Raw genomic sequence first — 11,575 nt, forward strand, 5'->3', positions numbered from 1 at the left:
AGCTTTTCATGGACAATCCGAGCCTCGCGTGGCACCTGATGCGCGGCCAAGGAATACGCGCGCAATGACCGAAAAGACTTTCATACCCACCCCGGAACAAAGCCCGGCCTTTCGCGAGGCCCTGGGGTGTTTTGGCACCGGTGTCACTGTGATTACCACGCAAACCGAAGGTGGACCGCGCGCGATCACCGTGAATTCCTTTGCCTCGGTCTCATTGGACCCTCCGCTGGTGTTGTGGTGTCTGGCCAAGGAATCGTTCCGTTTCGACGCTTTCAGCAGCTGCGAACACTATTCGATTCATGTGATGGCACAGGATCAGCAAGAGCAGGCGCTGCTCTTTGCGCGTGACGGCACAGACTTCTCACATGCAGATTGGACTGAGGATGAGACCGGTCGCCCGCAATTGACCCAATGTTTGGCGCGGTTCGATTGCCGTTTGCACGCCCGTCATGATGCCGGTGATCATCTGATCATCGTGGGACAAGTGGAACAGGTAATGTACCGCACCGGCAAAGGCTTGATCTTCAAACGCGGCCAGTTCGGCGGATTTGTCGATCTGATCTAGTCGTCGAGGGATCCATGAACTGCCAAAGCCTCAAGCTGCGCATCCTGCGGCGTGATCACACGATAGGCTTCGTGCACGCCAGTTTCAGACAGTTCTCTGGCCACGGTCAACAGCGTGTTGGGCGCATGATCTTCGCACAGCTCTGACATATGATCGACTTCCGCCTGCGCCACGCCAAGCGCAGCCTCAACTGAAGGCGCACCATAGAACTGCACAAAATGGTCGGCCAGATTGCGGGCGATCTGATCTTTCTCTGCCGGTTCGATCTGCGTCACGGCCACAAATGTCACGCGGCCAAAGGTTTCAAGACCCAGCCAGCCATTCGCAAAGGCCTGACGCGCCTTGCCTTCAAGATCTGCATCGCTCCAATTCGAGAACTCGAACCCGCCAGACACACACCATTCCCCGGTGCGCGCCGGAGAATGAAACACGTTCATGTCGCTTTCGTCGAAGTGAATTGCTCGGGCCAGTTTCATCTTCCGTTCTCCAACACTTCGGTCAGGGGACGCAGGTGCGTTTCGGATCCGTCCCGGATCAACATTCCAAACCGTTCATCCGTACCCAAAAAAACACCGCCATGATCCAGCGGATCTCCTACACCGCGCAGCAAACCCATCCATTCAGCGTGCAGCGGCGCGTTACCATCTTCCTGCCAGCGGTTCAGCCAGGTCAAAGTATGACGCGACCAGCTTTCTACCAATTGTGTGGCGGATACGTCTGCACATCCCTCGTCGTAAAGCGCGGTGACATCTGGTGTTTCACCCGGGGCCTCGCTGGTTTGCAGCAGCGCCAGTTCCCAACCTACGATCAACCAGTCCGGCTCCTGATCAGCGGATACATCCGAAGAGGTCACCCGAAACTTCCCGCATTTTGCGCCATTCACGCAGATCAATCCGTCCCAGCCCAAATGCACAGCAACCTCTGGCGGGGCTAGAGCGCCCAGCGCGTTCTGAAACCCTACGGCACACAGTGGCAGCATTGCCATCGCGTCCTGCAACGGCACCTCAGGCGCAAAGACGATGGCAACGCGCAGACGGTCGGCCTGAATGTTGTAAACGACCGTTCCCGCGTCGCATCCCAGCGCGGCCATTGCCTGCGCCATGTCAAACGGGTCTTCCCCACCCTGAACCGGGTGACCCGTCAACAAAGGGGGAAAGACCGGCTGGCTCATGCGAAACCGTTTGAGATCAGGTCGCGTGCGATCTTGCGGAACGACTCGGCCTGTGGACTATCGGGCTTGCTGACCACGATGGGCGCGCCTCCGTCAGCGGCCACGCGGATGTCCAGATGCAGTGGGATTTCACCCAGCAGCGGTACACCCAGAGATTCCGCCTCGGACGCAACACCGCCATGACCAAACACATGTTCTTCGTGCCCGCAGTTGGAGCAGATATGGGTCGACATGTTTTCGATCATGCCCACGATCGGGGTTTTGAGCTGATTGAACATATCGATCCCCTTGCGGGCGTCGATCAAAGCCACGTCCTGCGGGGTTGAGACCACGATGGCACCGTCCACCTGGAACTTCTGGCTCAGCGTCAGCTGCACATCGCCCGTTCCCGGTGGAAGGTCGACGATCAGAACGTCCAACGCGCCCCACTGCACCTGCCCCATCATCTGTTGCAATGCGCCCATCAACATGGGTCCACGCCAGACAACAGCCTGACCTTCGTTGGTCATCAACCCCATGGACATCATGGTCACGCCGTGATTGCGCAAAGGCAGAATGGTTTTGCCATCGGGGCTGGCCGGGCGACCGGACACACCCAGCATCCGGGGCTGCGACGGACCGTAAACATCCGCATCCAGCAGACCGACGCGCCGTCCTTCAGCGGCCAGCGCACAGGCAAGGTTTGCAGAGACAGTGGACTTACCGACACCGCCCTTACCCGAAGCAACAGCAATAATCCGATCAACACCCGGAACGGCCTGCGGCCCGGTTTGCGACGGTTTGGGTTTCGGTTTCAGATCCGGCGGAGCCTTGTCGGAATGCGCGGTCATCATCGCCGATACATTGGCCACACCGGCGACCATCTGCGCGGCTTTCTCGGCCGTCGCTCGCACGGGCTCCATCTTTTCCGCGTGCTTTGGATCAATCTCAAGCACAAATCGTACGGTATCACCTTCGACATTCAGCGCACGCACGATACCTGCGCTGACAATATCTTGACCAGACACCGGGTCAGTGATCTTTTTCAGGTTCGCCAGAACCGCGTCACGAACACTCATGCCTTGCCCCCTTCGATATGCCCGTGTGACAGGGGCGTGCGTGTCACCAAATTCTGGTCGCCGCTCATTGCATGTGTCTCCGTCTCTTTCAGTTTATTTGACGCACCGCGCCCTGCCCCGTTAGGCTGAGCCATGCGCTTTGTCCTCTTGTGCCTGAGCCTCACGTTCTCTGCCACCCCCTCCTTGTCTCAGGAGGCGATTGGCCTTGCGGCCCCGGCCGAGGTGAAAGACTCGGGTCTGTTGCAACATATTCTTCCTCGCTTCTCTCTCAAGACCGGGATTCGCGTTATTGCGGATGACACAGGTGTTATGGTCCTGAATCCCGCTCCGCCCGGCGATCCGGTCTTTGCCCGCGATGATGTGATCTACCATCTGACCATCGAAGACAATAAGCGGCAGGCCCGCTTTCGCGATTGGCTGCGTTCGGATATTGGAAAGCGCACCGTTGAAAGTTTTGCGCCAGCACAAGGCGCGCCCTTTACCGCCAGCTTCGATCTGACGGTCACTGAGTCGGAGGAAACCGTTGACGGTAATTCCGTGCTTGGCGAAGAACTGTCGATGACCCATTGCGGACGATGCCATGTGATCGGACCCAAAAACCGAATGAACGGGCTGGGCTCGACCCCATCGTTTGCCGTCCTGCGCGCGATGCCGGACTGGTCCGAACGGTTCGAGGCTTTCTTTGCTCTCAACCCCCATCCTGCGTTTACACAGATCGACGGACTGACGCCGCCATTTGACCCCGAGCGCCCTTCTCCGATCCATCCTGTTGAGATGACTCTGGACGATCTCGATGCAATCCTCGCGTTTGTCTCGCGGATGAAAGCCGCAGATTTGGGGGCTCCGCTGCAGCTTCAATGATCTTTTCTATCTGAATAATAATCGTCAGTCGTAACGACCCGTGGTTTAGGCTTTGACTGGAAGGGATTGTCCTGCTGCTGAAACTGCACCTTAACCCGGCAATTGTCGCACATCTGGATCATCCGCGCCTGATCCGAACTGGCAAACATCGGGTGTGTGCCCGAAAGCTTTTCCATGATCCGCTCCACAGTGGATTTCACCCCAAACAACGCACCGCATTCAACACAAGCGAAAGGTTCTTCTTCGTTGAGTACCTGCTGGGACAGGGCCGCATCGCTCAGATCAAGCTGTGGAACCAAAGTGATTGCCTCTTCGGGGCAGATCGTCTTGCACATTCCGCATTGCAGGCAGGCATCCTGCTGAAAGTTCAGCTGCGGCTTGTCCGGATTGTCGATCAAAGCCCCTGATGGACACAGCGACACACAGCTGAGGCACAGGGTGCAACTGTCCGTGTTCACCGCAACCGCACCATAGGGCGCGTTATCGGGCAGTGGCAATGGAGTGTCTGCCTGCGGATTTAGCGCCTGCGCGGCCAAGCGTGTGATCTGTCGACGGTTCCCCAATGGAAGAACCGGTTCGGCCAAAGGTTGCGGCACGTCTTGACCATAGAGCAGATCAGACATGGCGTCCGGATCAGCCTCATCAATCAGTCCAATCCCATCAGCGCCTGCGATCGCGCGCGCCAGAGCAATCTCGTGGTCCAGCGAATCCCGTTCGGTTGTGGGTGCAAGCAATACATCCACACGGACAAAACCATGCGCCAAAGCGGCAAGCATCTCGGCGTGGCCAAAACCGGATATAACATTTAGTTCCAGCGGGATAACATCCGAAGGCAAACCACGACCAAAGCGCGCAGCCAACCGGATCATCTCTGCCCCATGCGCATCATGAATCAAAAGCCGGGGCGCGGCCCCTCCTGCTCGTCGATAGGTGCGCGCCAGGACGTGCATCCGGGACAACAGCGCCGAAACGGTCGGATCCTCGTAAGTGATCGCCGTCGACGGACACAGTGCGGCACACGCACCGCATCCGGCACATACCATCGGGTCGATGCTCACATGCTCACCCGCTGGTGTTATCGCCCCGGTCGGGCAGATATCCAGACAGTTTGTACAACCCACCTGTTCCGCCCGTGAATGCGCACACAAGGATTCTTCCAATCTCACGTACAAAGGCTTTTCAAAGGTACCAACAAGCTGAATGGCCTCAAAAGCCAGGCGTTCAACGGCCACCACGTCTTTTGGATCAGCCCTCAGATACCCTTCGCGCTTGTTGGGGGCCTGGACGAACGGCGCGCCGCCTGTCAGGTCCAGAATAATGTCGCAGGCAGATTGTGCTCCGTTCCTGGGCTCGGTCCAGGCAAAGGCACCACGCCCGCCCGGCACGACCTGTTGCACGGCGTCCAGACGCAGTGAAAACCCGCCCAGCGCCCCTGACACGGACTTCACCCGTCCGCGTACCACATCGAAAGCGCGCGAGGTCGGCTCTGCCTGATCCGTAGCCAGAACAGTCACGGCCAAAGTTCCCACCAACTTCTCAGCCAGATCAAAACCCACCGCGCCGGGGCCAACGATGAAACAAGTTCCTTCGCTGATAACATCGACGCTGGGTGTGACGGGCTGCGGCAACAGCGCCTCAGCCGCCAGTGCAGCCATCTTTGGCGTTGCATCCGTACCCTGTTCAGACCAACCCGCACGGTCGCGTAGGTCGAAGAAGCCAGGCACGTCGATATCCAAATCTTCGGCAAGGGACTGGAACACGTCCTGCTCTTGCAGGCAGGCGATCACGGTATCTCCGTCTTGCATCAGTTCGGCAGCAGATTGCAGTTGGGTCGTGCAAAGCGCTGTATGCACCTTAGAACAACTAACACCACAGGCGCTTTCGATCCTGTCGGGATCCAATTCCTGAGTTCCTGCGCAATCGCATAGCAGTAGTTTGGTGCCCATTTTCCCTCCCGCGGGATGCTCTCCCCATCCCATGAACCTTAGGCTGTACGCACATCCCGGCAACTTCAACCCCCTGCCGTGCGCAGTTATTTACCCCTCATTCGCGCAGAAAATCGAAGGAAACAAACGCGTTTTCGGCTCCGTTCACGCAGTTGCGACCAAAACATACGACCAAAGTCTAAGGACACAGGCTTGGCACAAAGACACAATGTGTACCATAGTGTTCATGCAAAGGCAGGGGAGAGCCTTTCGGGGAGGAGCCAGTGGCCAAGGCCGCAAGCCAGATCGAAATGCCAGTTGGCGTCATCGTGCGCAAGAAACCCGGGATCACACGTTGGGCCCGATGGAGTTGGCGTGCCATAGCCGTTTTGCCGGGTGCTGGTCCTGCCGATTGGCAGGAATTGCGTCGTGAAGGCGATGCGGTTGAATACCATGCAGCCACCCTGCCCCTGACCCTTTGGGCGGATGAGACCGAAGCCTACATGGTCAACCTGTCAGACGGACAACCCTCGCTTTATCTGGTGTTGCGGGATGAATTGAAGGGGGACGTCCCTTTGAACGCGGTGCTTATCACGGCCTCGCCTTTTGAGGGGCAGGACTATGCCGACACAGGTGAAGAGATCGTCGAAAAGATCCCCATGACCGAAGGGCTGATTGCCTGGGTGCGGGATTTCGCGCTCAAACATCATAAAGACGAAGTTTTCATCAAGCGCCGCCGCGACAAGAAACGCACGGATTTGGTCGAGGACGGCAAGGGCGACCCACGGATCAGACAGGCCTCGGATGTCTACCGCGCACCTCGGAGGCTTGTGCAATGACCCAGGCGCGCGATTTCTGGTCCCGTCGCAAGGCCGCCGTACAGGCAGAAGCCGAGGCTGAGGTCATAGCGGCAGAAGAACACGTCATAGCCGCACAACACGCCGAACTGGAAGAAAAGACTGACGCCGACATTCTGGCCGAGTTAAACCTGCCTGACCCGGATAAATTACAGGCGGGCGACGATGTCACGGGGTTCATGGCCAAGGCGGTGCCTGATCGGTTGCGTCGCCGGGCCTTGCGCCGGTTGTGGCGACTGAATCCGGTTCTGGCCAACGTGGACGGTCTGGTTGATTACGGCGAAGACTATACCGACGCAGCTTGTGTGATCGAAAACCTTCAGACCGCCTACCAGGTGGGCAAAGGGATGCTGGCCCATGTCGAGGCCTTGGCCGCAAGTGAAGACGACACCGAAGAGGAAACCCCCTCGGAGGATGAACCAATGTCCGAACCCTCGGTCGCCATGGAAGAAACAGAAGCCGCCCCCACAACACCTGAAGTGGATTTGGCCGAAGCCTACACGCAGGAAGAGGTCGAACTGCCCCCGTCCCCGCGCCGCATGAGATTTGAATTCGAAGGATAACCCATGACCGCAGATAACGCGCAGACTTTAGACATTTCAGCCGAAGACCGGCTGCGCGCGGATTTTTACAATTTTCTGGGTTTGCTTTTGGCCGGCCCGCCTGATCAGTTGCTTCTGGACCAGATGTCGGGGCTGAGCGGAGACGACACTGATCTGGGCCAAGCCATTCAGGCTATGGCGCGTGTTGCCAAGGTGACCAAGCCCGCCGCTGCCGAGCGTGAGTTCAACGCGCTATTCATTGGTTTGGGACGTGGCGATTTGCTGCCTTACGCCAGTTTTTATCTGACCGGGTTCCTGAACGAAAAACCTCTGGCGCAATTGCGCAATGACATGGCTGTACGCGGGATCACCCGTGCGCAAAACGTGTTTGAACCCGAAGACAATATCGCCTCGCTTATGGAAATGATGGCCGGGATGATCGTGGGTCGCTTCGGATCACCGGCCACACTGGAAGATCAAAAAGCGTTCTGGAACAAACATATCGGCCCCTGGGCCGCGCATTTCTATTCGGATTTGGAAGCCGCCGAAGCGTCGGTTCTCTATGCCTCGGTCGGCACCGCCGGTCGAGTGTTCATGGAAATCGAACGCGAGGCCTTCCGAATGACGGCGGCATAACCCGCCACTCGCCAGCGTCTGAATTGGCGCTAAATCGCAAATGGGAGAGGAGAAGCCCATGAGCAAGACCAAGGAAGAAGGCGCAACGCGCCGCGACTTCCTCAAACTGGCCGGAACCGCAGCGCCTGCTGCCGTTGCCGCCGCCAGCCTGAGCGGTCAAGCCGAAGCAGCCGAGCTGCCGACGGATGAAACCCGCATGCAGGATACAGCGCATACCCGCGCCTATCTGGAAAGCGCGCGCTTCTAAGCCGCCTCGACTGCGCCCGGCGTACCAGCCGGACGATGTCACTTACCCGACTGACGGTTGCGATTGGCCCTGAAGTCGGTTTCGCAGTTACCAAGCCAGCCGTGATCCTCATGGCGAGCAAGGGAGGAAAACAATGCTTAGGAAAAAGACCAACGGGGTTGCGAGACGCCCCCAGCGGACAAGTATCCTGTCCCAGATCGGCGAGAAAACCGTCGATCGCCGCGCATTCCTGCGTGGCTCGGGCCTGACGATCGGCGGCCTTGCCGCGATCAGCGCCACGGGTGGAACCGTGACGCCTGCCAGCGCCCAAACAGCGGCCAACACCGCCGTTGAGAATATCAAATCCGTATGCACCCACTGTTCGGTCGGCTGTACCGTTGTTGCCGAAGTGCAGAACGGCGTCTGGATCGGGCAGGAACCCGGCTGGGACAGCCCGTTCAACCTGGGTGCACACTGTGCCAAGGGGGCCTCCGTCCGCGAGCACGCCCATGGCGAACGTCGTCTGAAATATCCCATGAAAAAGGAAGGCGGAGAGTGGAAGCGCATCAGCTGGGAAGAGGCGATCAACGAGATCGGCGACGGCATGATGAACATCCGTCAGGAATCCGGGCCGGACAGCGTGTATTGGCTGGGCTCAGCCAAGCACAATAACGAACAGGCCTATCTGTTCCGCAAGTTCGCCGCCTACTGGGGCACGAACAATGTGGACCACCAGGCCCGTATCTGCCACTCCACCACTGTTGCGGGTGTTGCGAATACATGGGGCTACGGCGCCATGACCAATTCGTACAATGACATCCACAACTCACGGGCCATCTTCATCATCGGCGGCAACCCGGCCGAGGCGCACCCTGTCTCGCTGCTGCACGTTCTGCGCGCGAAAGAGCAGAACAACGCACCGCTGATCGTCTGCGACCCGCGCTTTACGCGCACCGCGGCGCATGCGGATGAATATGTCCGCTTCCGTCCCGGCACAGACGTTGCTCTGATCTGGGGCATTCTGTGGCACATCTTCGACAATGGTTGGGAGGACAAAGAGTTCATCCGCACCCGTGTCTGGGGAATGGACCAGATTCGCACCGAGGTTGCCAATTGGAACCCGGAAGAGACCGAGCGTGTAACCGGCGTGCCCGGCTCGCAGCTCAAGCGCGTTGCCCGTACCATGGTCAACAACCGTCCCGGCACCGTGATCTGGTGTATGGGTGGTACGCAGCATACCAACGGCAACAACAACACCCGCGCTTACTGCGTGCTCCAGCTTGCTTTGGGCAACATGGGCACTTCGGGGGGTGGCACCAACATCTTCCGTGGTCATGACAACGTGCAGGGCGCAACGGACCTTGGTGTTCTGTCCCACACCCTGCCTGGCTATTACGGCCTGTCCAAGGGTGCATGGGGTCATTGGGCTCGTGTCTGGGGTGAAGATCCCGAATGGCTGGCGGGCCAGTTCGCCACGATCAAGGACAAGGAAGGCAAGGATAAACCGCTTCAGAACGAGCGCGGCATCCCGGTCTCCCGCTGGATCGACGGTGTTCTGGAAGACCCGGCCAACATGGATCAGGACAACAATGTCCGCGCCATGGTTCTGTGGGGCCACGCGCCCAACTCGCAGACCCGCATGACGGAAATGAAGACGGCGATGGAGAAGCTGGACATGCTGGTCGTGATCGACCCGTATCCCACCGTCTCGGCCGTGCTGCATGACCGCACCGATGGCGTCTACCTGTTGCCCGCCTGTACGCAGTTCGAAACCCGTGGCTCGGTCACGGCATCGAACCGGTCGCTACAATGGCGCGACAAGGTGGTTGAACCGCTGTTCGAAAGCCTGCCGGACGAGGTCATTATGGCCAAGTTCGCCAACAAGTTTGGCTGGGCGGATCGGTTGTTCCGCAATATCGAGATGGACGATCCGGAAACCCCCAATGTTGAAAGCATCACGCGTGAGTTCAACGCGGGTCTCTGGACCATCGGATATACCGGTCAATCGCCAGAACGTTTGAAAAGCCATATGGCCAACCAGCACACGTTCGACAGAACCACGCTGCAAGCCATTGGTGGGCCCAACGACGGCGAATATTACGGTCTGCCCTGGCCCTGCTGGGGAACACCGGAGATGGGTCATACGGGGACACCAAACCTCTATGACATGTCCAAACCGGTGGCCGAAGGTGGCCTGACCTTCCGTGCGCGCTTTGGCGTGGAGCGGGATGGCGACAACCTGTTGGCCGAAGGGGTCTATAGCGTTGGATCGGAAATTCAGGATGGATATCCCGAGTTCACGATGCAGATGCTGATGGACCTTGGTTGGGATGGCGATCTGACGGCCGAGGAACGCGCAGCCATCGACGCCGTTGCGGGACCAGAGACCAACTGGAAAACCGACCTGTCCGGCGGTATCCAGAGGGTCGCGATCGAGCATGGCTGTGCGCCCTTCGGGAACGCCAAAGCCCGCGCGGTTGTCTGGACCTTCCCGGATCCGATCCCACTGCATCGCGAGCCGCTTTATACGAACCGGCGCGACCTGGTGGAGGACTATCCGACCTACGAGGACCGGCACGCATATCGCCTGCCCACCCTTTATGCTTCGATTCAGAAGAACGACTTTTCAAAGGATTACCCGATAATCCTAACGTCAGGTCGTCTGGTCGAATATGAAGGCGGCGGGGATGAAACACGGTCGAACCCGTGGCTGGCCGAGCTTCAGCAGGACATGTTCGTCGAGATCAATCCACGCGATGCCAACAACCTTGGTATTCGCGACGGATCACAGGTCTGGGTCGAAGGTCCTGAAGGCGGCAAGGTCAAGGTGATGGCGATGCTGACCAACAGGGTCGGTGCCGGCGTGGCCTTCATGCCGTTCCACTTTGGCGGCCATTTCCAGGGCGAGGACCTGAGGGAGAAATACCCGAAAGGTGCCGATCCCTATGTGCTGGGTGAAAGTACCAACACCGCCCAGACCTATGGCTATGATTCCGTGACCCAGATGCAAGAGACCAAAGCGACTCTTTGCAAAATCTGGTCAGCGTAAGGGAGGAGAAGAGAACATGGCAGCAAGAGCAAAGTTTCTCTGCGACGCCGAACGCTGCATCGAGTGCAATGCCTGCGTCACCGCGTGTAAGAACGAACACGAGGTGCCGTGGGGCGTGAACCGCCGCAGGGTGGTAACGATCAATGACGGTGACCCGGGCGAACGCTCGATTTCGGTGGCCTGTATGCATTGCTCGGATGCGCCCTGCATGGCGGTGTGCCCGGTCGACTGCTTCTATCAGAATGAAGAAGGGGTCGTACTACACTCCAAGGACCTGTGCATTGGTTGTGGTTATTGCTTCTACGCGTGCCCGTTCGGCGCGCCGCAATACCCGCAGGCGGGCAACTTCGGATCGCGTGGAAAGATGGACAAATGTACCTTCTGCGCTGGTGGTCCCGAGGAAACGCACTCGACCGCAGAGTTCGCCAAATATGGTCGCAACCGGATCGCCGAGGGCAAACTGCCCATCTGCGCCGAAATGTGTTCCACCAAGGCCCTGCTCGCTGGTGACGGCGACGTTGTGTCGGCCATCTACCGCGAGCGTGTTGTCGCCCGTGGCTTCGGGTCCGGCGCATGGGGTTGGGGCACCGCCTACGACCAGAAAGACGGCTAGGACCGTCTTTGATGAACCAAACAGGCGACCCGCATCCGTGGGTCGCCTGATCAGGGATTTTGACCGAGGTTC

At 58.7% G+C, this 11,575-nt stretch carries 13 protein-coding genes; 8 read left to right on the top strand and 5 right to left on the bottom strand.

All coding sequences use genetic code 11. From position 1 onward, the window contains the following. Positions 1–64: 64 nt before the first annotated feature. Complete coding sequence (locus GS630_RS08155) at positions 65–565, top strand: flavin reductase family protein (protein WP_171174543.1); 501 nt, start codon at positions 65–67, stop codon at positions 563–565. Here GS630_RS08155 and GS630_RS08160 read toward each other — a convergent pair. From GS630_RS08160 to GS630_RS08175, 4 genes are read right to left on the bottom strand one after another with little or no spacing between them, the layout of a single operon-like run. Continuing rightward, positions 562–1,041, bottom strand: coding sequence for a DUF6505 family protein (locus GS630_RS08160; protein WP_171174545.1), 480 nt, complete (start codon positions 1,039–1,041; stop codon positions 562–564). The two genes, GS630_RS08155 and GS630_RS08160, sit on opposite strands and share 4 nt — an antisense overlap. Continuing rightward, complete coding sequence (locus GS630_RS08165) at positions 1,038–1,736, bottom strand: biotin/lipoate--protein ligase family protein (RefSeq protein WP_171619219.1); 699 nt, start codon at positions 1,734–1,736, stop codon at positions 1,038–1,040. Before GS630_RS08165 ends, GS630_RS08160 begins: the two co-directional genes overlap by 4 nt. Next, positions 1,733–2,794, bottom strand: coding sequence for an Mrp/NBP35 family ATP-binding protein (locus GS630_RS08170; protein WP_171174549.1), 1,062 nt, complete (start codon positions 2,792–2,794; stop codon positions 1,733–1,735). Before GS630_RS08170 ends, GS630_RS08165 begins: the two co-directional genes overlap by 4 nt. Further along, positions 2,791–2,928 (bottom strand): hypothetical protein, encoded by a 138-nt coding sequence (locus GS630_RS08175; RefSeq protein WP_171174551.1) that lies wholly within the window; start codon positions 2,926–2,928, stop codon positions 2,791–2,793. The genes GS630_RS08170 and GS630_RS08175 overlap by 4 nt, the downstream gene beginning before the upstream one ends. Here GS630_RS08175 and GS630_RS08180 point away from each other — a divergent pair. Beyond that, the gene (locus GS630_RS08180) at positions 2,927–3,655 is read left to right on the top strand and encodes a hypothetical protein (protein WP_171619221.1); all 729 of its coding nucleotides are present in this window, start codon (positions 2,927–2,929) and stop codon (positions 3,653–3,655) included. The genes GS630_RS08175 and GS630_RS08180 overlap by 2 nt on opposite strands. Here the strand turns inward: GS630_RS08180 and GS630_RS08185 are convergent. Next, complete coding sequence (locus GS630_RS08185; protein ID WP_171174555.1) at positions 3,649–5,601, bottom strand: 4Fe-4S binding protein; 1,953 nt, start codon at positions 5,599–5,601, stop codon at positions 3,649–3,651. The two genes, GS630_RS08180 and GS630_RS08185, sit on opposite strands and share 7 nt — an antisense overlap. 263 nt (positions 5,602–5,864) lie before the next feature. Here GS630_RS08185 and GS630_RS08190 point away from each other — a divergent pair, with 263 nt between their 5' ends. The 6 genes from GS630_RS08190 (at position 5,865) to fdh3B (ending at position 11,503) form a co-directional block, all read left to right on the top strand. Then, positions 5,865–6,419: a DUF3305 domain-containing protein gene (locus GS630_RS08190; protein WP_171619223.1), complete on the top strand. Its 555-nt coding sequence runs from the start codon at positions 5,865–5,867 to the stop codon at positions 6,417–6,419. After that, positions 6,416–7,000: a DUF3306 domain-containing protein gene (locus GS630_RS08195; RefSeq protein ID WP_171711949.1), complete on the top strand. Its 585-nt coding sequence runs from the start codon at positions 6,416–6,418 to the stop codon at positions 6,998–7,000. Before GS630_RS08190 ends, GS630_RS08195 begins: the two co-directional genes overlap by 4 nt. Positions 7,001–7,003: 3 nt before the next feature. Continuing rightward, entirely contained in the window at positions 7,004–7,615 is a 612-nt protein-coding gene (locus tag GS630_RS08200) for a molecular chaperone (protein WP_171619227.1), read from the top strand. A gap of 58 nt (positions 7,616–7,673) precedes the next feature. Further along, a complete protein-coding gene (locus GS630_RS08205; protein WP_170376587.1) occupies positions 7,674–7,862 on the top strand; it encodes a ubiquinol-cytochrome c reductase iron-sulfur subunit N-terminal domain-containing protein in 189 nt (62 codons plus the stop codon). Between the two features lie 133 nt (positions 7,863–7,995). Then, positions 7,996–10,890 carry a formate dehydrogenase subunit alpha gene (locus GS630_RS08210; RefSeq protein ID WP_171619229.1) on the top strand — a complete coding sequence of 965 codons (2,895 nt, stop codon included), beginning with the start codon at positions 7,996–7,998 and terminating at the stop codon, positions 10,888–10,890. Positions 10,891–10,906: 16 nt separating this feature from the next. Next, positions 10,907–11,503: a formate dehydrogenase FDH3 subunit beta gene (fdh3B, locus tag GS630_RS08215; RefSeq protein ID WP_039530246.1), complete on the top strand. Its 597-nt coding sequence runs from the start codon at positions 10,907–10,909 to the stop codon at positions 11,501–11,503. Positions 11,504–11,575 lie beyond the last annotated feature (72 nt).

It is taken from the genome of Ruegeria sp. HKCCD7303, assembly GCF_013111185.1.
Classification (GTDB): domain Bacteria; phylum Pseudomonadota; class Alphaproteobacteria; order Rhodobacterales; family Rhodobacteraceae; genus Ruegeria.